Origin of the sequence: Psychrobacillus soli (assembly GCF_006861775.1) — a bacterium.
GTDB classification, from domain to species: Bacteria; Bacillota; Bacilli; order Bacillales_A; family Planococcaceae; genus Psychrobacillus; species Psychrobacillus soli.
The window spans coordinates 1-23,787 of sequence record NZ_VDGG01000015.1 but is presented as its reverse complement, the minus strand read 5'-3'; the positions used below and the strand labels follow the sequence as shown (position 1 = coordinate 23,787).

At 36.1% G+C, this 23,787-nt stretch carries 21 protein-coding genes and 1 pseudogene; 19 read left to right on the top strand and 3 right to left on the bottom strand.

All coding sequences use genetic code 11. The features are described from left to right. Positions 1-21: 21 nt before the first annotated feature. The 3 genes and pseudogenes from FG383_RS08890 (at position 22) to FG383_RS08880 (ending at position 3,056) form a co-directional block, all read left to right on the top strand. Positions 22-462, top strand: coding sequence for a MaoC/PaaZ C-terminal domain-containing protein (locus FG383_RS08890; RefSeq protein ID WP_142607010.1), 441 nt, complete (start codon positions 22-24; stop codon positions 460-462). Positions 463-620: 158 nt separating this feature from the next. Next, on the top strand, positions 621-2,075 hold the full coding sequence (locus FG383_RS08885) for a GntP family permease (RefSeq protein WP_142607008.1): 1,455 nt from the start codon (positions 621-623) through the stop codon (positions 2,073-2,075). Between the two features lie 270 nt (positions 2,076-2,345). Further along, positions 2,346-3,056 (top strand): annotated as a pseudogene (locus FG383_RS08880) (DUF421 domain-containing protein). A gap of 94 nt (positions 3,057-3,150) precedes the next feature. On the opposite strand, the gene FG383_RS08870 reads toward FG383_RS08880, so the two are convergent. After that, on the bottom strand, positions 3,151-4,524 hold the full coding sequence (locus FG383_RS08870) for a PepSY-associated TM helix domain-containing protein (RefSeq protein WP_142607004.1): 1,374 nt from the start codon (positions 4,522-4,524) through the stop codon (positions 3,151-3,153). 223 nt (positions 4,525-4,747) lie between these two features. Here FG383_RS08870 and FG383_RS08865 point away from each other — a divergent pair, with 223 nt between their 5' ends. Both FG383_RS08865 and FG383_RS08860 read left to right on the top strand, forming a co-directional pair. After that, a complete protein-coding gene (locus tag FG383_RS08865; protein WP_142607002.1) occupies positions 4,748-5,761 on the top strand; it encodes a glutathione S-transferase family protein in 1,014 nt (337 codons plus the stop codon). 22 nt (positions 5,762-5,783) lie between these two features. Further along, entirely contained in the window at positions 5,784-6,287 is a 504-nt protein-coding gene (locus FG383_RS08860) for a GNAT family N-acetyltransferase (RefSeq protein WP_142607000.1), read from the top strand. A gap of 73 nt (positions 6,288-6,360) precedes the next feature. Here the strand turns inward: FG383_RS08860 and FG383_RS08855 are convergent, their stop codons facing one another. Next, the gene (locus tag FG383_RS08855; protein ID WP_142606999.1) at positions 6,361-6,732 is read right to left on the bottom strand and encodes a helix-turn-helix domain-containing protein; all 372 of its coding nucleotides are present in this window, start codon (positions 6,730-6,732) and stop codon (positions 6,361-6,363) included. Between the two features lie 264 nt (positions 6,733-6,996). On the opposite strand from FG383_RS08855, the gene FG383_RS08850 reads away from it, so the two are divergent. From FG383_RS08850 to FG383_RS08835, 4 genes are all read left to right on the top strand, one after another. Next, positions 6,997-7,290 (top strand): RNA polymerase alpha subunit C-terminal domain-containing protein, encoded by a 294-nt coding sequence (locus FG383_RS08850; protein ID WP_142606997.1) that lies wholly within the window; start codon positions 6,997-6,999, stop codon positions 7,288-7,290. 227 nt (positions 7,291-7,517) lie between these two features. Next, a complete protein-coding gene (locus FG383_RS08845; protein ID WP_142606995.1) occupies positions 7,518-9,158 on the top strand; it encodes a GGDEF domain-containing protein in 1,641 nt (546 codons plus the stop codon). Between the two features lie 11 nt (positions 9,159-9,169). Continuing rightward, on the top strand, positions 9,170-9,367 hold the full coding sequence (locus tag FG383_RS08840) for a cysteine-rich CWC family protein (protein WP_142606993.1): 198 nt from the start codon (positions 9,170-9,172) through the stop codon (positions 9,365-9,367). A 107-nt stretch (positions 9,368-9,474) separates the two neighbouring features. Then, positions 9,475-10,808 (top strand): IS3 family transposase gene (locus FG383_RS08835; protein ID WP_142606991.1). Its coding sequence is split into 2 segments (ribosomal slippage): positions 9,475-9,859 and positions 9,859-10,808, totalling 1,335 coding nucleotides; the frame shifts between segments, so codons are not numbered across the junction. 401 nt (positions 10,809-11,209) lie between these two features. Here the strand turns inward: FG383_RS08835 and pepF are convergent. Next, on the bottom strand, positions 11,210-13,021 hold the full coding sequence (gene pepF, locus FG383_RS08830; protein ID WP_142606989.1) for an oligoendopeptidase F: 1,812 nt from the start codon (positions 13,019-13,021) through the stop codon (positions 11,210-11,212). A gap of 446 nt (positions 13,022-13,467) precedes the next feature. On the opposite strand from pepF, the gene FG383_RS08825 reads away from it, so the two are divergent. The 10 genes from FG383_RS08825 (at position 13,468) to FG383_RS08780 (ending at position 23,346) form a co-directional block, all read left to right on the top strand. Then, entirely contained in the window at positions 13,468-14,670 is a 1,203-nt protein-coding gene (locus FG383_RS08825) for an ABC transporter substrate-binding protein (RefSeq protein WP_142606987.1), read from the top strand. An 88-nt stretch (positions 14,671-14,758) separates the two neighbouring features. After that, positions 14,759-15,634 (top strand): branched-chain amino acid ABC transporter permease, encoded by an 876-nt coding sequence (locus FG383_RS08820; protein ID WP_142606985.1) that lies wholly within the window; start codon positions 14,759-14,761, stop codon positions 15,632-15,634. A gap of 13 nt (positions 15,635-15,647) precedes the next feature. Next, on the top strand, positions 15,648-16,598 hold the full coding sequence (locus tag FG383_RS08815; protein WP_142606983.1) for a branched-chain amino acid ABC transporter permease: 951 nt from the start codon (positions 15,648-15,650) through the stop codon (positions 16,596-16,598). Further along, a complete protein-coding gene (locus FG383_RS08810) occupies positions 16,588-17,376 on the top strand; it encodes an ABC transporter ATP-binding protein (RefSeq protein WP_142606981.1) in 789 nt (262 codons plus the stop codon). The genes FG383_RS08815 and FG383_RS08810 overlap by 11 nt, the downstream gene beginning before the upstream one ends. Next, on the top strand, positions 17,369-18,076 hold the full coding sequence (locus FG383_RS08805; RefSeq protein ID WP_142607114.1) for an ABC transporter ATP-binding protein: 708 nt from the start codon (positions 17,369-17,371) through the stop codon (positions 18,074-18,076). Before FG383_RS08810 ends, FG383_RS08805 begins: the two co-directional genes overlap by 8 nt. Before the next feature lie 688 nt (positions 18,077-18,764). Continuing rightward, entirely contained in the window at positions 18,765-19,943 is a 1,179-nt protein-coding gene (locus FG383_RS08800; RefSeq protein ID WP_142606979.1) for an ABC transporter substrate-binding protein, read from the top strand. 85 nt (positions 19,944-20,028) lie between these two features. Then, positions 20,029-20,904 carry a branched-chain amino acid ABC transporter permease gene (locus FG383_RS08795; protein WP_142606978.1) on the top strand — a complete coding sequence of 292 codons (876 nt, stop codon included), beginning with the start codon at positions 20,029-20,031 and terminating at the stop codon, positions 20,902-20,904. Positions 20,905-20,917: 13 nt separating this feature from the next. Continuing rightward, positions 20,918-21,868 carry a branched-chain amino acid ABC transporter permease gene (locus FG383_RS08790; RefSeq protein ID WP_142606975.1) on the top strand — a complete coding sequence of 317 codons (951 nt, stop codon included), beginning with the start codon at positions 20,918-20,920 and terminating at the stop codon, positions 21,866-21,868. Next, a complete protein-coding gene (locus FG383_RS08785; RefSeq protein ID WP_142606973.1) occupies positions 21,858-22,646 on the top strand; it encodes an ABC transporter ATP-binding protein in 789 nt (262 codons plus the stop codon). Before FG383_RS08790 ends, FG383_RS08785 begins: the two co-directional genes overlap by 11 nt. Further along, positions 22,639-23,346, top strand: coding sequence for an ABC transporter ATP-binding protein (locus FG383_RS08780; protein ID WP_142607113.1), 708 nt, complete (start codon positions 22,639-22,641; stop codon positions 23,344-23,346). Before FG383_RS08785 ends, FG383_RS08780 begins: the two co-directional genes overlap by 8 nt. Positions 23,347-23,787: the final 441 nt, after the last annotated feature.

Here is a 23,787-nt window from a genome sequence, read left to right as displayed (position 1 = left end):
CTAGAGAAAGGGGATGTAGAAATGTTCGATAAATACTTTGAAGATTTCCAACTTGGGGATGTTTGGGAATCGAAAGGAAGAACGATAACAGAAGCCGATATCGTTATGTTCTCCGCTTTAAGTGGGGATTGGTTCCCTCTTCATACTAATATTGAGTATGCGAAAGAAACCCAATATAAACAACGAATTGCTCATGGGATGCTAGTACTTTCTATTACGACCGGATTGGTACATTTTGAACCGGGGGTTGTCGTGGCATTTTACGGGATGGATAAAGTTAGATTTACAAATCCAACTTTTATCGGAGATACAATTCATCTTACGGGGAAAGTAATTGATTTGAAAAGCAAAGGATCGAACCAAGGGGTTGTGACAGTATTACAAGAAGTTAAAAAGCAAACAGGTGAAATAGTGGCGGTTTTTGAAATGAAGTTATTGGTGAACCAAAAAACGATAGAGTGAATGAGTGAAAAGGGGATGAAGATGGAATAACAGAGCGGTGAATAGAAAATAGCTTCCAACTGAAGAGGGACATGATTTACTGTGAAGTTATTGCTAGATTCATAAACCTTCCGAACGCTTTCTTTGCTATTAAATTTACTTAAAGAGGGAGAACATTTATGGATCTAATTATTATTCTATTAGCACTAGGACTACTCATGTTTTTAGCTTATCGTGGTTTTTCCGTTATTATCATTGCTCCGATATGTGCTTTACTTGCTGTATTTTTAACGGATCCGAGCCACGTATTACCGTTCTTTTCTAATATATTTATGGAAAAAATGGTCGGCTTTATAAAATCTTATTTTCCAGTATTTTTACTAGGAGCTATTTTTGGTAAAGTGATTGAGATGTCCGGTATTGCGGCAAGAATTGCAAAAGTAATTGTTCGATTCATTGGAGTTAGACAAGCTATTCTTACTGTCGTAATATTGGGAGCTATTCTAACTTATAGTGGAGTAAGTTTATTCGTAGCTGTATTTGCGATTTATCCATTTGCTAATCAGTTGTTCCGTGAAGCAAATATTCCGAAACGTCTGATCCCGGCTACCATTGCATTTAGTGCTTTTACTTTTTCGATGGATGCAATTCCTGGATCGCCACAGATTCAAAATGTTATTCCAACCACTTTTTTTGATACGACCGTTTATGCGGCAAAAACTCTAGGTATAATAGGTGCACTATTTATCTTTGTAGTAGGTATGCTGTATTTAGAAAGTAGTCGCCGGAAAGCAGCTAAGAAAGGTGAAGGTTATTATGGTATAGGAAAAAATGCGATTACCGAGTCACCTGCTGCTAGCGAAATGGCTGCTACAAGTGAAGCTATTGCTGCTCCAATTTCTCTGTTGAATACAAAAATAGAAGTGAAGGATTGGTTGGCTTTTCTTCCGCTTATATTAGTCGGAGTAATGAATAAGTTATTCACTACTTATATTCCCAAATGGTATGCAGATGGGTTCGATTTTGCCAATATTAATCTAGAACAGTACGGAACCGTTAATATGAATCAGCAACTTTCGCTTTGGTCAGTGGAACTTGCACTTCTCGTAGGTATTTTTACGGCAGTTGCTTTGAATTTCCAAGCAGTTAAATTGAGTTTCAAGGATAGTTTAAGTGTCGGTATAAGTGGTGCTTTGCTTGCTACGATGAATACGGCTTCTGAGTTTGGCTTCGGAGGAATTATTGCAGCTTTACCAGGTTTTGCTGTCGTTCAGAATTTCCTAGCTACAACCTTTACGCATCCTCTAGTCAATGGAGCTGTATTAACGAACGCACTTGCCGGGATTACAGGTTCTGGGTCCGGTGGGATAAGTATTACACTCGGACTTATGGCGGAAAAGTATGTGGAGGCTGCAAATGCTGCCGGTATTCCTTTAGAAGTTATGCACCGTGTCATTGCGATGGCAGCTGGTGGGATGGATACTTTACCGCATAATGGAGCAGTACTTACATTACTAATGGTTTGTGGACTCACTCATCGCCAAGCCTATAAAGATATCTTTGCAATTACGATCATTAAAACAATAGCTTGTTTCTTTGTCATTGGTGTGTATCTATTGACTGGACTTGTTTAAAAATCATATTTAGAAATAACCGCCAAATCCTATAGGGGATGGCGGTTATTTTTTTTCTGAAATTTTTTAGTTGGAAAACTAGAGAGGTTAGTTGGAAAAATGGAGCTTTTAGTTGCAAAAATCACCGATTTAGTTGTAATAGTAATTTAATGGAAAAAACTATCGTGACAAACAATCCAGTAATATCTAGTTTTTTCAGTGGAGTTTTATATCATAAGGCATTTGGAGATAACTAATTGGAAGAATAAGTGGAACGGGGTCGTTAGGGGGATGCATGTTTTAAATATTACAATGGAACTAATTGTCGGGTTTTTTCTTCTTTTCTTTATCTTTAAGTTTGTTGGGAAGAAAATTATTAAACAAATAAGCCCATTCACGTTCATTGCAGCGATTGTATTAGGTGAATTGCTAGGAAATGGATTGTATCATGATGATGTAGGATTATTTTATATTTTTTATACGATGGCATTATGGAGTATTTTACTTTTTATAGTGGAATTTCTTGGCCAAAAGTTTTTAGTGGTTCGTGGATTTTTTGAAGGTAAACCTTCCGCATTGATAAAACATGGTATAGTGGACCGAGAAGAGTTAAAGAAAAATCGAATGAATCTGAATCAGCTATAAAGCTTACTTAGACAAAGCGAAACATTTTCTATTCGAGAAGTTGCATATTGTTATTTAGAGGCAAATGGATCTTTAAGCATTTTGAAGAAATCCAAGTATCAAAAGACGACACAAGAGGATTTCCATCTAGTTTCGAAAACAGTTTATGAGCCAGTAACACTTATAAGGGACGGCAAAATTTTATGGGATGAAATAGAGGATTTAGGTTTTGATGAGGCATGGCTAACCAGTCAACTGAACGCGAAAGGTATTTCAAGTGATAACGATATCCTCATCGCTGAATGGTTAGAGGGAGATGGACTATTTGTCCAACTTCTTCAAGATAAACCTTCATCCTTCGATCAAACGCGAGCATGAGTGTGTGCTCGCTACACAAGCATTGGAATCTGACCCGGTAGACCCGAGGCTTTGAAGAATTCGTCGGATCAAATAAAAAACAGTAGTACAAATCTTAGAGATGATTTGTACTGCTGTTTTTATATTTTTGTAGTAGATAAACTATTAATTCTATTAAAGCAATCACTATTAACGACAAGCCGAAAAGTGGCATTATTATTCCGAGTATTACTAATAGAACGATGAATCCCCCAAAACTTTTACCCATCGGTGTTTTTGGCGGTGCGGATAATTTCCCTTTTACTTTTCTATCCAGCCACATCTTGTATCCCCAAATAATAATTGTTAAAAATGCTAAACAAACGAGTAGATTGATTATTTTATTGGGCCAACCAAATAAATGTCCTTCATGTAATGGAATACCCCATGTATACCATTTTCCTAAAATACCATAATCGGCGTAACCAACTTTTGAAATTAGCTTGCCGCTATATTGATCAAAATAGTTAGTCACTTCTTCATCAGGGCTAACATCTAAACCAGTGACACCGGAATTACTTCCTTTTGCTACGATATATACACCGTCTTCGTTCATTGGATAAATGATAGAATATGGTTTGGAGATATGCGATTCGTCAATCTTCTGCATCAGTTGTTGCACACTAATCGTATTATCATTATCGGTCATGTTACCAGCTATACCATGATGGTGAGCGTGTGCATCGCTAGAAGTTGGTGTTTCATTTTTACGGGTAGCCCAAGGAATTTCGTTGATCTCAGATGTCGGTGGAACTTGTTGTAACTCTGGAATACCAATGGACGGATGGGATTGTGCCGTTGAGTATATGATATTCCCCATAAGAGCCGACCATGGTAAACCAGTAAAGATTAAAATAACCATTGGAATGGCAATTATTGTACCGGTAATAGCATGAAGTTTTTTATGCTTTTGTCTCTTATTTTTGGTTCCTTTTTGTTTTTTTAAGATCTTTCCTTTAAAGGACATATAAACTCCTGAAATAAGTAAAAATATAGCCCAACATGCTGCTAATTCAACTAAATAGTTTACAACTGTTCCACCTACAAATAAAGAACTATGTAAACCTCTCATGACATTCGAATAAGTAGACGCCGCATTCTGACTTCCTACAATCTGATTATGATCATCTATGAAGACATATTTTTGATTGCCCTCTGTATTGGTCATTGTAAATCTTGTATTGTAATCATCTTTCAAAACACTGACTTTTGCTACACTATACCCTTCGTACCGATTTTCCGCATTCTCTATCGCTTCATCTATAGAGACACTTTCACTTTTGGTGCTATCGCCAAAAAATAAATGATCATACAGTTGGTTTTCCACATTTGTATAAAATAAATATCCGATACCACTTATTGTTAGCGTTATCAGTAAGGGAGCAATAAATATCCCCGCATAAAAATGCCAACGCCAAAAAATATTATAAAAGCGCTTTTTATTCTTCAAATTTCTTCCCCCATATTTGAATTTCCAACCTGGATTTTATTTTATAAAATGGTTGTGAAATTTGATTGAAATATAAAGCTCACATGAAAATTTTTTTATGGAAGTTAACCTAAAAATTTTACATCTTTTTATTATAATTATTACCTTGACTTCGAAATAATAAAATCATAAACTTAATTAAACCAAGAAGAAAACTATGCTTTAAAATAATTAAAAGAAGAGGATGATAAAAGTGGAAAAGACGCAGAAACAAGCTCCAACTGAAGTCGATGAAAAAGGGAAATTTAACCGACAAAAAAACCAGTTTAATACTCCATTTGGTAATAACCAAGGTGAACTTCCAGTAGAAGCAGGACGGTATCGTCTTTTATGGGCGGCTGTTTGTCCGTGGGCACATCGCTCCGTCATTGTGCGAAGTATACTAGGCTTAGAAGATGTCATTAGTTTAGGAACTGCTAGCCCAATGCGTCCTAATATCGACCGCGTAGATTGGGAATTCTCTTTAGATAAAGGTGGAGTAGATCCTGTATTAGGTATTCAATATATAAGTGAAGTGTATAAAAGGGCAGACCCAGAATATGCTGGTAGACCAACTGTGCCTGTCATCGTTGATATGAAAGAACAAAAAGCAGTGAATAATGATTATTTTAGATTAACGAATCATTTAGAAACGGTTTGGGCACCATTTCATAAGGAAAATGCACCAGATTTATATCCCGAACATTTACGCGAAGAAATGGATACTTTAAGTGATGTTATCTTTCATGAAGTGAATAACGGTGTGTATAAATGTGGATTTGCTCGCTCACAAGAGGCGTATGAAGAAGCATATGATGTTTTGTTTGATCGATTAGATGAGTTGGAAAAACATTTATCAACGAAGCGCTTTTTATTTGGAGACTTTATTACAGATTCAGATGTTCGCTTGTATGCAACGCTTGTACGTTTTGATGTTGCGTATTACTCCGCTTTTAAGGCAAATCGAAATCGTATCGTAGATTTTCCAAACTTATGGGGATATTTACGAGACTTATATCAAACACCTGGTTTTGGAGATACGACAGATTTTGAAGCGATTAAAATACATTATCTTTTATCCAATCATATTGCGAGCGATGATCAAAAGAGCCTAAATATTTTACCAAAAGGTCCGGATACGTCTAACTTCCATTCCGCACATAATCGCGAAGCTTTAAATGGAAAGAAAGAAAAGTTTCTCATACACGAAAGTAAATAAGACGTAAGGAGATGGAAAAGTAGTGATTATCCGAGACGCTGTAGAAGAAGAACTATCTTATATTAGGGAACTAAGATTAGCTGCCTACGAGGAACATGCAACAAAAATTCCGGCAGCTCACTTTCAAGCTTTAAGAAAATCCATCTTATCGGATGGGGATATCCAAACTGGTGTGGAACGCATGGTAGTAGAAAGTGATGGAGAAATTATAGGAAGTGTTGCGTTGTTTTCTCCTGATATAAAAGCATATGATGGACTCTTAGAAGATGAACTTGGTTATCCAGAATTACGAATGCTTGCTATCTCTCCAAAAGCAAGAGGTAAAGGAATAGCAACATTACTCATTAGTGAATGTATAAAACGTGCAAAGGAAAAAGGTTTCGGCGAAATGGGTCTTCATACAGCAGATTTTATGGAAGATGCTATAAAATTATATGAACATCTAGGTTTTGAACGGTTGCCACAGTTTGACTTTGAACCAGCAAATGATGGAATTATTGTTAAAGCGTTTCGAATTCGTTTTTAGCAAAATAAAAAGATCCCCTATACGAAATATAAAACTAGCTACAACGACTCCCAGGTCGTTGTAGCTAGTTTTATTATTTCTTCATTTTGGCATCCACCGTATCCAAAAAATCCTTTGTTGTACTCATTACATATTTGACTTCATCTAAATCTCTATCACGAAGAATAGAGAGATGTAAATCCAACATATAAGACTTTTCCTCAAAATCTGTTTTCGTAGCTAGTCTTTGAAAATTAAAAAGTTCGTTTGGATGGATTTCAAGAGCATTCATAAGCATCTCCAGTGTTTCTAATGTAATATTTGCTTCTCCACGTTCGATATCAGAAATACGAGATTTACCAACGCCTATTTTGCCTGTTTTTTCTGCAAGCTCCTCTTGTGTTAACCCTCTTGCTTTTCTAACCGTTCTTAGCTGTGCTCCGACTAATTTTAAAAAGTTTGACAACTATGATCACCTCTATATAAAAAGGCTATTCAGTTCTATGATTGAAGTAGATACCAATATACTGATTGATTTATTATAAGTACTTATATAATGGTACTTTTATTATATTAATTGATTTGTTCTAATTTATATTTAGCTGCTGGAGTCTGAAATACTCGATTGGTTGCCATTTTACCAGAACGTAATTTCTTGAAATAATATGGAACTTTGTTAGAATTTTTATGTATATTGGAAACCAATAACAGGATTAAAGGAGACCCCATCATGACAATTTCCAAGAAAAATGTAAGAACTTGCGACAATGGACATGAATACTATAAAAGCACTGACTGTCCTACATGCCCGACTTGTGAACAAGAGCGAAAACCCAAAATCGGTTTTCTTTCTCTCCTTTCCGCACCCGCAAGACGTGCATTAGAAAACAATGGCATCACTTCTTTAGAACAGCTATCTAACTTTAGCGAAAAAGACATTTTGAAGTTTCACGGAATGGGAAAAGCTTCGCTACCTAAACTAAGGGCTGCACTAGAAGGAGAAGGGTTATCGTTTAAAAATTGATGTTAAAGGGAACATAATAATTAGTACTTTTAAATGTATATTCTAAGATGAACCAGCTTCAACGACTTCTAGGTCATTGTTGTTGGTTTTCTTCTTTTTCGTATCCACGATATGTAGGTAGTATCTTTCTTTGTTGCTATTTAAAAAATCAGAATATAAAATTATAAATAGATTGCCAAGTACGAAAAAGATCTACAAATAGTTCGTAAGAGCAGGGGGAGACAGATGTGATTTCGGAGTCAAAAACATTAATGGAAAAAATTAATGAAGCAAAGGAAATAGCTTTAAAGTACCCGTCTGAAGCATTTGAAACAGCTTCTTCTACTTATAAAGAAGCGCGTATATCGAAGGCTAAAAAGGAAGAAGCCGCTTCCTTGTTTGTCATGGCACTAGCATGTAGATCAATGACAAAATTAGAGAGTTGCTACGACTATGCATATGATGCGTACCTAAAATATGAAGAATTAGGTGATCAAGCTGGTATAGCATCGGCACTAAATTTAATCGGTGTTGTCTATTTTTATAATGGAATGTATGAACAATCTCTTGAAAACTTTTTAAACGCACGGCGATTTGCAACAGAACCAGATGATGATGCCATTTTAAGTCGCATATATAATAATATGGGTGAAGTATATAGAGAAGTTGGAAATATGGAAGAAGCATTAGCAGCGTATGAAAAAGCACTATATATAGCAGAAAAGCAAGACATTAAAAGAAATCAAGCGGTTATTTTATTGAATATGGGATGGGTTTGTTTTAACCAACATTATTTAGATGAAAGCTTTGCGTATTATCGAAAGAGTTATGACATGTTACTTGAATTAGATGATGTCACTTCCCTCGCAGAAGTGGAGAATAAAATCGGTAAAATTTATTACTTACAGCAAGATTATGAGCAAGCAAAGCGCTATTACATGCAGGCTTTGGAGAGATTAAAAGCTATAGGAAATAAATTTTATACAATAGAAGTACTTATCAACTTAGCAGAATTTGAATTACGAGTCGATGAAGATTCTTTTTTGAATTATATGGAAGAAGCTATTAAAAATGGTGAAGAGATACAAGCAAGGCAATATTTAAGTAGAATTTTCAATCAGTTGTCTGTTTTTTATGAATCGAAAGGACAATTTGATTTAGCATTAAATTACTATAAAAAATATCATCTTTTAGAACAAGTCATAGGCTCTACAACGATGTCACATAAACTCGAGATTATTAAACTAGAATTAAATAAACTTTTTGCAGGGAAAGAAATGGAGGAAATAGCTAAAATGAATGAGCATTTGAAAAATGAAATTTCCACGCAAAAGAAAATAGTAGAGGATCTCGAACAAACGAATCAACATTTAAGTGGTGAAGTGTTCTATGATGATTTGACAAAGCTTGCGAATCGTAAATACTTTACCAAGTATCTGAACGAATTTTGGAACGATGAAAGCAATGCAGATATAAATGTTGCTTTACTGATGATCGATATTGATTATTTTAAACGTTATAATGATTTTCATGGGCATATAGAAGGGGACCGTTGTTTACAGCAAGTCGGAAACTGTATGAAAACAGTGATAGAAGATCATGGAGGCATATTAGGGAGATTTGGTGGAGAAGAGTTTGTTGGTTTTTTAAAGCATATTAGTCAAAAAGAATTTCTCCAAATCGCGGAAGAATTGAGGAAGTCAGTGGAAACTATGTCGTTACTTTACTGTTGGGAACAACATGCTTACCCCATTACAATTAGTGTTGGAGCGGCATTCGGTCAGTGTGAGCAGTTTGAAAGTAAGGATAATATGTATGCAATTGCTGATGAGGAATTATATAAAGCGAAAACGACTGGACGAAACCAAGTAAAAGTTTTCGCGAAATAGGGGGCATAATGATGGCTAATACACATTGTCCGCTTTGCGGGAAAGAAAACAAATGTATGGTCGATGCAACAGAACCGAATGGTTGTTGGTGTACGATGGAGAAATTTCCAAAGGGTATTTTTGAGCTAGTTCCAGTAGAAAGCAGAAGAAAGCATTGTATTTGTCATAATTGCTTAGCTAAATATAAAGAAGAAATGCAAAAAATCTGAGAGCCGTTTACGAGTAAAATGTACCCTATAGAATAGACACTTTTAAAAAAGTCTATCCTATGGGGTATTTTTGTTTATAATGAGAAAACATAGAAGGGCGGATAAACATGACAAAAAGATTACTAACTAAAGAAGAACAAAAACAATTAGCCTCTAATCCATATGTAGCTACGGTTAGTGATAAAGCTATTACTTATTCAGAAGAATTTAAACGTCTTTTTATTTCGGAGAATGAAAAAGGAAAAGCGCCACGTGAAATTTTTGAAGAAGTTGGTCTAGATGTTGAACTAATTGGCTTAAGGAGGATTGCTTCTGCCGGGAAGCGTTGGCGTGCAGCTTATCGTGAACAGGGTGTATTAGGATTAGAAGATACGCGTAAAATCCATTCTGGCCGTCCGCTGGAACGTGAACTGACCTTAGAGGAAAAGTACGCTCGATTAGAGGCGCAAAATCGTATATTGCAGGCTGAAAATGAATTATTAAAAAAGCTCGATCTACTCGAAAGGAAGCTGATGAAGAAGGAATCAAACTCGTAGCAGAACAGAAATTTCAATTGATCCATGACACGATCGAAAAGTATCAATTGAAACAAATGGTCCGTTTTCTATGTAAATTAATTGGCGTATCTCGCTCAGGCTACTACAACTATTTTACAGAAAAAGCGATACAAAACCGTGTAGATCGCGATTTAGTAGATAAAGAAGTAAAAGAAATTATTCTAAAAGCATTTCATTTCCGCCGTCGGAAGAAAGGCGCGCGTCAAATAAAAATGACGTTAGAGAATCAGTATCACATTACTTATAACTTAAAACGAATTCGTCGCATTATGAAAAAGTTTGATATCATTTGCCCGATTCGAAAAGCGAATCCTTATAGAAGAATGGCAAAGGCAACAAAGGAACATCGGACATTACCAAATTTATTAAATCGCCAGTTTAAGCAAGGAATAGCTGGAAAAGTTTTATTAACTGACATTACATATTTGAGTTACGGAAAAGGAAAACGTGCCTATTTATCTACTATTAAAGATGCCGAAACCAATGAAATTCTAGCGTATGAAGTGTCTGACAAAATAACGCTAGATATTGCCCTAAATACATTAAAGAAATTAAAGAAGATTGGTAGAAAACTAGCTGAGGGTGCATTCATTCACTCAGATCAAGGTTTTCACTATACAAATCCTCGATTCCAAAAGCTTATAAAGAAAATGGGTTTAGGTCAGTCAATGTCACGTCGTGGAAACTGTTGGGATAACGCTCCACAAGAATCATTCTTTGGTCATTTTAAGGATGAAATAGATATTAAATCATGCGAAACATTAGAAGATGTAATATGGGAAATTAAGAGTTATATGACTTATTACAATCATTATCGAGGTCAATGGAACTTAAAAAAGATGACGCCTGCACAATACAGACATCATCTTCTTCAAGTTGCTTAAGAGCTTTTTTTAAAATGTCCTTTACAAAGGGTACACTTTAGAGACGGTTTAGCTTTTTTCTTACTCTAGGAATTTATTCTATGGTATATGGAGAATTTTTTCTGAACGGCATAAGATGTGTACTATTTAGAAATAATGCGTCATAGTCATCGTTGTCTCACAATAAGTGAACTATTTATTTGAAGAACTGGTTGCTTTCAACCGTAATTTGGGTGCTATCGGACTGATTTGGTAGCTTTCCGAATAGAACTGGTTGCTTTCAATGATCGGTTGGTTGCCCTAATCCATTTACTGGATGCTCACACACCAAAAACTTCACCGTATAGGGTAATCCGCAACATTCCATTCAACATATCCATTTGCTTGTCGGGGCAGAGAAAGGAAAATGTGTTTTTTCTCTTTTAGTTATGTTCAATTACATCAGTTAAAGTGATCAACTCATCGATAAGTGAGCCGATATAGGAAATCGTATCTCGTAATGGTTCTTCTGTCGTAATATCTACTCCAGCCATTTTCGCAAGCTCTACAGGTGATTTTGTACCGCCTGCTTTCAGCACGTTTGTCCACTCATCAACGGCAACTTGACCTTCGTTTAAAATACGCTTTGCGACTTGTGTGGAAATCGTTAAACCGGCACTATACGTATAAGGATACAATCCCATATAATAATGAGGTTGACGCATCCAAGTGAGTTCAGCACCTTCTGATATTTCTACTGCCTCACCCCAAAATTCTTCCAACACGCTTCGTTTATACTCATTCAAAATTTGTGCATTGACATTCAGTCCTTGATCGACTCGCTCGTATACTTTCCGTTGATAAGCAGCCTCCAATAAATGTGTAACAAAATTATGGTAGTAAGTGCGTGCCACAATGGAAGAAATCACCCAACGTTTAAATTTCGGATCAGCCGAGTTTGCTAATAAATGATTCGCTACAAGCATTTCATTCATCGTAGAAGGGGCTTCAATAAAATATAAAGAAGGTCTTGCATTAAATATTGTCTGTTCTTTATTTGCATGATAAAAATGACCTGCATGTCCTAGCTCATGAGCAAGTACAAATACTTCATTCATTCTAGAAGACCAAGAAATAAGGATATATGGATGGTTGCCGTATGGGCTAGAACAAAATGCACCAGTAGATTTTCCAGTATTTTGTGCAAAATCAATCCAACGCTCTTTATACGCACGATCCACCATGTCCAAATATTCATCGCCCATTATAGCTAATGCATCGTCAATATACTTTTTGGATTCTTCTATCGAAATGGTCGGCTCATACGTAGGATCCAGTGAAATTTTTAAATCGGCAAATGTCATTTTGTCTAAGCCATGCACTTTTTGAAGTAACTTTGCGTATTTACGCATATGGGGTGCAAGCTCGTTCATGATCAAGTCAATTTGGCGGTTGTAAAGAGTGCGATCCACTTCTTGATTGAGCAGTAAATAATCAAAAATAGAGTCATATCCACGAATATCGGCAGTCGTTTTTTCCATTTGCACATGCATATCATAAGTTATAGCTGTCGTATGTTGGTATTCTTTTAGTTTCGCTGAAAAAGATTCGAATGCAGCTCGTCTAATCGCTGGATCTGATTCGGCTTCCCAATCATTTTCAAAAGATACATAGCTTAATGGATATGATTTTTCAGCTACTTCAAAGTTATCGAAAGAGATATCCTGCATTTTGGTCGTATTATATAATTTATATGGTGCATTAAACGAAGCGGAGTACGCGGCAAGAGTTTTCTCTACTTCCGGATGCAATTCATATTTTTTCTTCTCTAATAACTTGTCTAAATAATGTTGGAATGCAGGTGCAAGCTTAGACGCTTCTAAAATCATTTCATCTGGTAGCTCTACTAATTCACTCGTTAAAAAAGAAAGTTCGCTACTAATTTTAGCCGAAAGGGAACTGAATTTATTTGCTCTCATTTGTGCAGTTGTGTTTGTTTGGTCAGTACTAAGAGACAGACTAGCATATGTCCCTGCTGGAACAATTTTTTCATATACAGCCGAATAATCGGTTAGGGCTTCTATTATGATAGAAGGATTATTCACTTTTCCTTTATATTTTTCAGAAAATTGCTGAACCTCTTGCTCAATATCTACTAATGAATTTGTAAAATCCTCTTCAGCTGCAAATAAATCGGCTAAATTCCATGTGTATACCACTTTTACTTCGTCTCGATTAGGTAACTTTTGTACCATTTTTCATCTCTCCTTTTTATTACGAATGTCGAACTATTTTCTAGTATACAGAACAAAATAGGCAAAGTAAAAATAATCATACAACTTTTAGTTCTCTATAATTTTACAAATATATTAGTAATCATGATAAAAAAATACTTTAAAAGGATATTTGAAGAAATATATCGAGTATAATTTTTGATATATATTCGATAGGAAATAACAGTGAAAACCCTTTATTTAAAAGGATTTGGACATGTTCGCAAAATATTATTTTAGTGTAATATCAGAAACTTTAGAAATAAAAGAAAAATTAGTATAGACTGAATTTAAACTTTGTTTTACAATGAAGTTGTTCACAACAACAACTTGATAGTTTCTGAATAGTTTCTTACCAAAATAAGAGAATGGTAAGTAGTATGACTTATATATTCAGAATTATCAAACTAAAACAGGGGGTTTTATTTATGAAGAAATCGAAATTTGCTTCATTATTTCTTGCTTCTTCTTTGCTAGTTGGGGTACTAGCGGGATGCGGAGCAGAGGAAGAAGGTACTAGTTCAAATGGGGGAGAAGGAAGCAGTGCAAATGGGGGAGACACAATTAAAATAGGTGCCAATCTTGAGCTTTCAGGAGCTGTAGCATCATACGGTACATCCGAGGCGGATGCTATCGATCTAGCTGTAGAGGAAATCAATGCTGAAGGTGGTATTGATGGAAAACAAATCGAACTTATTAAAGTTGACAATAAATCTGACGCTGCTGAGGCAACTAGTGCTGCGATTAAATTAACGAGTCAAGATAAAGTAGTAGCGATTATTGGAGCTGCTACAAGTGGTGCCTCAGTTGCTCAAGTACAAATAGCAACTGACACTAAAACACCTATGATTTCTCCTTCAGGTACAAGTACAACTGTAACTGTTGGAGACGACGGAAAAGTAAATCCATTTACATTCCGTACAGCATTTATTGACCCTTTCCAAGGTACAGTAGCTGCAAACTTTGCTACTAACGAATTAAAAGTTAAAACTGCAGCAGTTTATGCGGATAATGCGAGTGATTATGCGAAAGGTCTTGCGGCTTCTTTCATTAAAGATTTTGAAGCAGCTGGAGGTACTATTGTTGCGGAAGAGTCTTATGTTGCAAAAGATACTGATTTCCGTTCCACACTAACGCGCATTAAATCTTCAAATCCTGAATTTGTATTTATCCCAGGATATTATGAAGAAGTAGGATTGATTGTTAAACAAGCTCGTGAATTAGGAATTACTGTTCCATTAATGGGTGCTGATGGTTGGGATTCTCCAACAATCGTTGACTTAGCTGGAGCAGATGCATTAAATAACACGTTTATTATTACTGCCTATTCTGCGGATGATCCAGATGGTAAAGCGAAAGCATTTGCGGAGAGCTTTTCTAAGAAGTACGGTAAAGACCCTAACTCTTTTAACGCACTTGGGTATGATTCCGTTTATTTATTAAAAGATGCAATCGAACGTGCTGGATCGACAGATGGTACAAAAATTAAAGAAGCGATTGAAGCTACTGACCAATTAGAATTAGTAACAGGATTATATTCCGTTGATGAAAATCACCATCCGATAAAATCAGCTGTAATTATTGAATTTGTAGATGGAAAACAAGTATTTAACACGAAAGTTAATCCTTAAGATTAGCCTGATTATAGAGGAGGGATTATATCCCTCCTCTTTTATTTCTAACTAATTGAATTAGAGAGACTTTAAGGAGTGGAAATGGATGGAATGGTTACAGCAATTGATTAACGGTATTTCACTCGGCAGTATATATGCATTAATTGCCCTTGGCTACACGATGGTTTACGGAATTATTAAATTGATCAACTTTGCACACGGCGATGTGTTCATGGTTGGTTCTTTCATTGGATTTTATTCTATTACTGTCTTTGGGTTAGGGTTTTTCCCGGCGCTTATCCTTTCGATGGCAGCGTGTGCATTATTTGGTGTAATTATTGAACGTATTGCATATAAACGTTTACGAAATGCAACAAGAATTGCGGCGCTTATTACGGCAATCGGTGTATCGTTATTGATTGAATACGGTGTAATTTATATTAGAGGGGCTCAACCAGAAGCATATCCTAATGTATTCTCTAATCGTTCTTTTGAATTTTTAGGCGCTCAAATTAGCATTCAATCTATTCTTATTCTTTCAGTTTCTGTTGTACTTATGATCTTGTTGCAGTTTATTGTGCACAAAACGAAAACTGGAAAAGCGATGCGTGCGGTTTCTCATGATACAGAAGCTGCTAAATTGATGGGGATAAACGTTGACAATACAATATCAGCAACATTCGCAATTGGTTCTGCTTTAGCTGGAGCAGCAGGTGTTATATTTGGTGTATATTATACGAAGATTGACCCACTAATGGGTGTGATCCCAGGTGTGAAAGCATTTGTTGCGGCGGTTCTTGGTGGAATTGGAATTATTCCAGGAGCAATGGTGGGTGGATTGGTCCTGGGAGTTGTTGAAACGATCGTTAGTGCTTTAGGATTCTCTTTATGGAGAGATGCTGCAGCATTCGTTATTTTAATATTAATTCTTATCTTTAGACCATCTGGAATCTTTGGAAAAAATACACGAGAGAAAGTGTAGGTGGTACATAATTATGAAAAAGTCAAAACAGTTTTGGCCATTTATTATAGTGGCAGTATTAGTATACACAGTTGTTCAGATTTTGATTTCAAATGGAATGTTGAATCAATTCTATTCTAATACGCTAATATTAATTGCCATCAACATAATTTTAGCGGTAAGCCTACATTTGGTAATCGGTATTACTGGACAATTTTCGATAGGTCATGCTGGATTTTTAGCTGTAGGTGCTTACCTTTCAGCCATAGTAACAATGAAATTACATCTTCCATTTGTAGTTGCTATTATCGTAGGTGGTATTGTAGCTGCTCTAGCAGGATTAATTGTTGGTATTCCAAGTTTAAGGCTAAAAGGAGATTATTTAGCGATTGCAACACTTGGATTTGCAGAAATTATTCGTATTGTGTTCTTAAATATTGACGCTGTTGGTGGTGCTGCTGGGATGCAAGTATCCCACTTAACTACTTGGACATATGCGTTTGTTTGTCTCGTTATTACGATTATAGTTATCGTCAATTTTACGAACTCGAGACATGGTTTAGCGGCAATCTCCGTAAGGGAAAATGAAATTGCGTCTGATGCAATGGGGATAAATACTACGTATTATAAAGTAATTGCATTTGCAATCGGTTCCTTCTTTGCAGGGGTAGCAGGTGCTTTATTTTCCCATAACTTTTATATTATCCAACCAAGCCAATTCGGCTTTTTAAAGTCTTTTGATATTCTAATATTCGTAGTGCTAGGTGGTCTTGGTAGTCTTTCAGGTGCAGTTCTTTCAGCTATATTATTAACAGTAGTTTCAACATATCTTCAAGGATATCCTGAAACTCGTATGATTATTTATAGTCTTGTATTAATTTTAGTAATGTTATATCGACCTAAGGGATTAATGGGTACGATGGAAATTACAGATTATTTCAAGCTATGGAGAACGCCAAAAGGGGGCGGCCAACATGGAAAATAAGCCTTTATTAGAAGTGAAAAATACCGGTATTCAGTTTGGTGGTTTAAAAGCAGTTCAAAACTTAAATATGGTATTAAATCAAGGAGAATTAGTTGGTCTGATTGGTCCCAATGGTGCTGGAAAAACGACTAGTTTTAACTTGTTAACAGGCGTATATGTACCAACTGAGGGAGATATTCTTTTTAATGGAGAACGAGTAAATGGCTTACCTCCTTTTAAAGTTACTAGAAAAGGAATAAGTCGTACGTTTCAGAATATTCGTCTGTTCAATGATTTGTCTGTATTAGAAAATGTAAAGGTTGCCTATCATTCACTTGCTAAGCATAATATTCTCAGCTCCGTCTTCCGTTTACCAGCTCATTTTAAAGGTGAACAAGAAATGGAAGAAAAATCAATTGAATTTCTGAAAATTTTTAGTTTAGATAAGTACAAAGATGAGTTAGCTAAAAATTTACCATATGGACAGCAACGAAGACTAGAGATAGCTCGTGCTTTGGCAGCTGGTCCAAAACTTCTTTTATTGGATGAACCTGCAGCGGGTATGAACCCTCAAGAAACAAAAGATTTAATGGACTTAATCGCATTTATTCGAGATAAATTCGATTTAACTATTTTACTTATCGAACATGACATGAACTTAGTAATGGGTGTTTGTGAACGAATTTATGTACTCGATCATGGTCAACTTCTTGCGGAAGGATCACCAGAAGAGATCCGTAACCATCCTAAGGTTATTGAGGCTTATTTAGGGGAGGAAGTTCACGATGTCAATGCTTAAAGTGGAAAATATAGATGTATTTTACGGGAACATTCAAGCCCTTAAAGGTGTTTCGATTGATGTAAATGAAGGAGAAATTGTAACATTAATCGGGGCTAATGGGGCTGGTAAAAGTACTTTGTTGAAAACGCTATCAGGATTATTAAAACCGAAAAAAGGAAAAATAGACTTTTTGGATAAATCCATCTCCGGTAAACAAGCACAATCGATTGTGAAGGCAGGGATATCGCATGTTCCAGAAGGGCGTCGTGTATTCGCTAATTTGACAGTTGAAGAAAACTTAGAATTAGGAGCTTTTTTACGAAAGGATAAAGCGGGAATCCATAGTGATATGCAAAAAGTGTATGAGATTTTCCCAAGACTTTTAGAACGTAAAAAACAGCATTCTGGCACACTGTCCGGTGGGGAGCAACAAATGCTCGCAATGGGTCGTGCTATTATGGCGAAGCCTAAACTAGTCTTACTAGATGAACCTTCGATGGGGTTGGCTCCTTTGATGGTTAAAACAATCTTTCAAGTGATTGAAGATATTAACCGGGATGGTACAACCGTTTTATTGGTCGAACAAAACGCTAATATGGCCCTTTCTGTAGCGAGTCGTGGCTATGTAATCGAAACTGGCAGAGTCGTTCTCTCGGGTCCTGCACGAGAATTACAAGCAAGTGAAGAAGTACGACAAGCATATTTAGGCGGACACTAAAAAAGACAGGGCTGTAAAATATGCCTATAAATTGAAACAGGTGTAGAAAAAGACTTTTCTACACCTGTTTTTTTGTATACTTTTTTAGTGAACGATTCAAAGTTATCAAAAGAGCTATCGAGTGTTTTAGTAGTATCCAGTAATTTATATGGCGTACGAAAGGAAGCTGTATATACGGTAACTGTTTTTAATTTTTGGAAGAAATTGATATTTTACCTTATCTTGATTGCGTTACTTTAGTACCGTATTTCACATCTTTTTTATTGCGGATATCGAACTAGTTTCTAGTATACATAAATGAAATTTGAAATTAAAATAAATTAATAACCTGATGATTTTCAATAAATTAACAATTATAGTAGTCTTATTGATAAAAAAGTTCAGTTAAGTACATATTTATAAATAAAATATTGATTAATTTTTTTGGTAATATATAGAATACATTATATTGAAAACCCACTGTTTACAAGGGTTTATAAATACTTATAAAATATTATACTAATGTAATTTCTGAAATTTTAGAACTAAAGGAAAAATTGTTGTAGACTGAATATATACTTTGTTTTACAATGAGATAGTTCATTCGAATAATTGATAGATTCTGAGCTGTTACTTATTAAAAAATTAAATATTAAGAAGTACGACTTATAAATTCAGAATTATCGAACAAAATAGGAGGTTTTATAAAATGAAGAAATCGAAATTTGCTTCATTATTTCTTGCTTCGTCTCTACTAGTTGGAATACTTGCAGGATGTGGAGCGGGGGAAGAAGGTAGTAGTTCTAAGGGAGGAGACGAAATTAAAATCGGTGTCAACCTAGAACTATCTGGTCCAGTAGCATCATATGGATCATCTCAAAATGACGGATTTAATTTAGCAGTAGAAGAAATTAATGCCGCTGGTGGTATTGATGGGAAACAAGTTAAATTAGTAACAGTAGACAATAAGTCGGATGCTGCTGAATCTACAAATGCTGCGATTAAATTAACAAGTCAAGATAATGTAGCTGCAATTATTGGACCTGCAACAAGTGGTAACTCTGTAGCTCAAGTACAGATTGCTAATGACAGTAAAACTCCAATGATTACACCTTCAGGAACAAGCCCAAATGTAACAGTTGCAGATAATGGTTCTGTCAATGAATTCGCGTTCCGTACTTCATTCATTGACCCATTCCAAGGGACTGTAGCTGCTAATTTTGCTGCTAATGAACTAAAAGTAAAAACTGCAGCAGTATATGCCGACAATGCGAGTGACTATGCAAAAGGTCTTGCTGCTTCATTTATTAAAGACTTTGAAGCTGCTGGTGGTACAATCGTGCAGCAAGAATCTTATGTAGCAAAAGATACAGATTTCCGATCTACGTTAACTCGTATTAAAGGAGCTAATCCAGAATTTATCTTTATCCCTGGTTATTATGAAGAAGTTGGTTTGATCGTTAAACAAGCTCGTGAACTTGGAATTACAGTTCCTCTAATGGGTGCTGATGGATGGGATTCACCAACAATCGTTGATTTAGCTGGAGCAGAGGCGTTAAACAACACATTTATCATTAATCACTATTCTGCAGAAGATCCAGATGGAAAAGCAAAAGAATTCGCAGATAAGTTTAATGAAAAATTCGGAAAAGCGCCGAACTCATTTAATGCCCTTGGCTATGACACGGTTTACTTATTGAAAGATGCAATTGAGCGAGCTGGTTCTACAGATGGAACGAAAATTAAAGAGGCTTTAGAAGCTACAGATGATTTAGATTTAGTAACAGGTTTATACTCAGTAGATGAGCAACACCACCCAGTTAAATCGGCTACAATCTTAGAATTCGTAGATGGAAAACAAGTATTTAATACGAAAGTTAATCCTTAAGATTAACCAGTAAAATGGGAGGGATTGATATCCCTCCTTTTCTCTATGTAAAAAGAAAAACGAATGCATAAAGGAGTGAAACTTCATGGAATGGATACAACAATTGATTAACGGTATTTCACTCGGAAGTATATACGCATTAATCGCCCTCGGTTATACGATGGTGTATGGCATTATTAAATTAATCAACTTCGCACATGGTGATGTGTTCATGGTTGGTTCTTTCATCGGATTTTATTCAATTACTGTCTTTGGTTTGGGATTTTTCCCAGCGCTTATCATATCAATGGCAGCGTGTGCATTATTTGGAGTAATTATCGAACGTATTGCATACAAACGTTTGCGTAATGCAACAAGAATTGCTGCACTAATCACAGCAATCGGGGTATCTTTACTAATAGAATATGGTGTAATTTATATTCGTGGAGCTCAACCAGAAGCGTATCCAGATATTTTCTCCAACAAAACATTTAGTATTTTAGGAGCTCAAATTAGTATACAATCTGTGTTAATTCTTTCTGTTTCTATCGTTCTTATGATATTGCTACAATTTATCGTACATAAAACGAAGACAGGAAAAGCGATGCGGGCTGTTTCGCATGATGTAGAGGCTGCGAAGCTAATGGGGATTAATGTAGATAATACGATTTCTGCAACGTTTGCTATTGGTTCTGCTTTAGCAGGGGCTGCGGGTGTAATTTTTGGTGTGTATTATACAAAGATCGATCCTTTAATGGGGGTCATTCCAGGTTTAAAAGCGTTTGTTGCTGCGGTTCTTGGAGGAATTGGAATTATTCCTGGAGCAATGGTAGGCGGATTGGTACTCGGAGTTGTTGAAACGATTGTTAGTGCTTTAGGTTTCTCTTTATGGAGAGATGCTGCGGCATTCATTATCCTCATCTTAATTCTGATTTTCAGACCATCTGGAATCTTTGGAAAAAATACACGAGAGAAAGTGTAGGTGGTATATAGAGATGAAAAAGTCTAAACAGTTTTGGCCATTTATCATAGTAGCTGTATTAGTGTATGTAGTCGTTCAAGTGCTTATTTCAACTGGGATGATGAATCAATTTTATTCTAATACACTCATACTAATTGCCATTAACATTATTTTAGCAGTCAGCCTACATTTGGTTATTGGGATTACAGGTCAATTTTCTATTGGTCATGCAGGATTTTTAGCAGTAGGAGCATATATTTCCGCAATCATAACAATGAAATTACAACTCCCTTTTGCACTGGCTATCATTGTTGGTGGAGTTGTTGCTGCATTAGCAGGACTAATTGTAGGAATTCCAAGTTTAAGACTAAAAGGGGATTACTTGGCTATTGCAACACTTGGATTTGCAGAAATTATTCGTATTGTGTTCTTGAATATTGATGCAGTTGGTGGAGCTGCCGGGATGCAAGTATCCCACTTAACTACTTGGACATATGCGTTTGTTTGTCTTGTGATTACCATCATAGTTATAGTCAATTTCACCAACTCGAGACATGGTTTAGCGGCAATCTCCGTAAGGGAAAATGAAATTGCTTCTGATGCAATGGGGATAAATACTACGTATTATAAAGTAATTGCATTTGCAATCGGCTCCTTCTTTGCTGGAGTAGCAGGTGCTTTATTTTCCCATAACTTTTATATTATCCAACCAAGTCAGTTCGGCTTCTTAAAGTCTTTTGATATTCTAATATTCGTTGTGCTAGGTGGTCTTGGTAGCCTTTCAGGTGCCGTTCTTTCAGCCATCTTATTAACTATAGTTTCTACATATCTTCAAGGATATCCTGAAACTCGAATGATTATTTATAGTCTTGTATTAATTATAGTAATGTTATATCGACCTAAGGGATTAATGGGTACGATGGAAATTACGGATTACTTCAAACTTTGGAGAACACCAAAAGGAGGCGGCCAACATGGGAAATAAGCCTTTATTAGAAGTAAAAAATACCGGTATTCAGTTTGGTGGTTTAAAAGCTGTTCAAAACTTAAATATGGTATTAAATCAAGGAGAATTAGTTGGTCTGATTGGTCCGAATGGCGCTGGGAAAACGACTAGTTTTAACTTGCTAACTGGAGTTTATGTTCCCACTGAAGGAGATATCCTTTTAAATGGAGAACGGATTAATGGGTTACCTCCTTTCAAAGTAACTAGAAAAGGGGTTAGCCGTACGTTCCAAAATATTCGCCTTTTTAATGAACTTTCTGTATTAGATAACGTAAAAGTTGCCTATCACTCAATTGCCAAGCATTCTATTATAAGTTCTATTTTAAGACTACCTTCCCATTTTGCTGGTGAAAAAGAAATGGAAGAAAAATCGATTGAATTCCTGAAGATTTTTAGTTTAGACAAGTATAAGGATGAGTTAGCAAAGAATTTACCCTATGGGCAGCAAAGAAGATTAGAAATTGCTCGCGCGTTAGCAGCCAATCCAAAACTTCTTTTATTAGATGAACCAGCAGCAGGTATGAACCCTCAAGAAACAAAAGATTTAATGGACTTAATTGCATTTATTCGAGATAAATTCGATTTAACTATTCTACTTATCGAACATGACATGAACTTAGTAATGGGTGTTTGTGAAAGAATTTATGTACTCGATCATGGTCAACTTCTTGCGGAAGGATCACCAGAAGAGATCCGTAACCATCCTAAGGTTATAGAGGCTTATTTAGGGGAGGAAGTTCACGATGTCAATGCTTAAAGTAGAAAATTTAGATGTATTTTACGGGAATATTCAAGCCCTTAAAGATGTGTCAATTGTTGTAAATGAAGGGGAAATTGTAACATTAATCGGAGCAAATGGTGCTGGGAAAAGTACATTATTGAAAACTTTGTCAGGATTATTAAAACCGAAAAAAGGGAAAATAGAATTTTTGGATAAATCTATTTCCGGTAAGCAAGCTCAAATGATTGTGAAATCGGGAATTTCACATGTTCCAGAAGGACGCCGTGTATTCGCAAACCTTACAGTAGAAGAAAACCTAGAATTAGGAGCTTTTTTACGGAAAGATAAGGCTGGCATTCATAGTGATATGCAAAAAGTTTATGAGATTTTCCCTAGACTTTTAGAACGTAAAAAACAACTTTCAGGTACACTTTCCGGTGGAGAGCAACAAATGGTCGCAATGGGTCGTGCTATTATGGCAAAGCCGAAGCTAGTCTTATTAGATGAACCATCGATGGGATTGGCTCCTTTAATGGTTAAAACAATCTTCGAAGTAATTGAAGATATTAACCGAGATGGTACAACTGTTTTATTGGTCGAACAAAACGCAAATATGGCACTTTCTGTAGCGAGTCGTGGGTATGTAATCGAAACTGGTAGAGTCGTTCTATCTGGTGCTGCACGAGACTTACAAGCAAGTGAAGAAGTACGCCAAGCATATTTAGGTGGCCATTAATAAAAAAACTTTCACTAAGTTCTAGTAACTTAGTGAAAGTTTTTTTATGCTTTAGAAAATAATAAAATCTATGGCATGTAGATTATTTTCGCCAAACAACATAGAGTTCATTTTTTTTATATGGAGCTTTATATAGGATTGTGCGCAGTAAGAAGTGACCGCTAGGCATTTCTTGCTAATTTGGCGTCAACAGTTAGTAGAAATTTAAATGGATCCATTGCACCGTATAGGGATACTGCGTGGTAGTGCGTTGAATAAAGTGTTCGCTGGGATTTCCGCTGCAGCCCAACGCTTTCCGCCGGGTGAGCGATGAGCCATCCCCGCCGCTTAGGCGTCGTAGGGATGTCTCATTTGCTCACAGAGGAACAAAGGCTAAGAGCGCCACATCGTGTGGCAACGCCTTCGTGACCAACATCCTGTTGGCCTCGGCAGGAGTCGTCG

Bases quoted from the DNA above. Each gene is read 5' to 3' on its own strand.
- FG383_RS08890 (WP_142607010.1), top strand. From the start codon at position 22: ATGTTCGATAAATACTTTGAAGATTTCCAACTTGGGGATGTTTGGGAA.
- FG383_RS08885 (WP_142607008.1), top strand. From the start codon at position 621: ATGGATCTAATTATTATTCTATTAGCACTAGGACTACTCATGTTTTTA.
- FG383_RS08865 (WP_142607002.1), top strand. From the start codon at position 4,748: ATGATAAAAGTGGAAAAGACGCAGAAACAAGCTCCAACTGAAGTCGAT.
- FG383_RS08850 (WP_142606997.1), top strand. From the start codon at position 6,997: ATGACAATTTCCAAGAAAAATGTAAGAACTTGCGACAATGGACATGAA.
- FG383_RS08840 (WP_142606993.1), top strand. From the start codon at position 9,170: ATGGCTAATACACATTGTCCGCTTTGCGGGAAAGAAAACAAATGTATG.
- pepF (WP_142606989.1), bottom strand. From the start codon at position 13,021: ATGGTACAAAAGTTACCTAATCGAGACGAAGTAAAAGTGGTATACACA.
- FG383_RS08825 (WP_142606987.1), top strand. From the start codon at position 13,468: ATGAAGAAATCGAAATTTGCTTCATTATTTCTTGCTTCTTCTTTGCTA.
- FG383_RS08820 (WP_142606985.1), top strand. From the start codon at position 14,759: ATGGAATGGTTACAGCAATTGATTAACGGTATTTCACTCGGCAGTATA.
- FG383_RS08815 (WP_142606983.1), top strand. From the start codon at position 15,648: ATGAAAAAGTCAAAACAGTTTTGGCCATTTATTATAGTGGCAGTATTA.
- FG383_RS08810 (WP_142606981.1), top strand. From the start codon at position 16,588: ATGGAAAATAAGCCTTTATTAGAAGTGAAAAATACCGGTATTCAGTTT.
- FG383_RS08805 (WP_142607114.1), top strand. From the start codon at position 17,369: ATGCTTAAAGTGGAAAATATAGATGTATTTTACGGGAACATTCAAGCC.
- FG383_RS08800 (WP_142606979.1), top strand. From the start codon at position 18,765: ATGAAGAAATCGAAATTTGCTTCATTATTTCTTGCTTCGTCTCTACTA.
- FG383_RS08795 (WP_142606978.1), top strand. From the start codon at position 20,029: ATGGAATGGATACAACAATTGATTAACGGTATTTCACTCGGAAGTATA.
- FG383_RS08790 (WP_142606975.1), top strand. From the start codon at position 20,918: ATGAAAAAGTCTAAACAGTTTTGGCCATTTATCATAGTAGCTGTATTA.
- FG383_RS08785 (WP_142606973.1), top strand. From the start codon at position 21,858: ATGGGAAATAAGCCTTTATTAGAAGTAAAAAATACCGGTATTCAGTTT.
- FG383_RS08780 (WP_142607113.1), top strand. From the start codon at position 22,639: ATGCTTAAAGTAGAAAATTTAGATGTATTTTACGGGAATATTCAAGCC.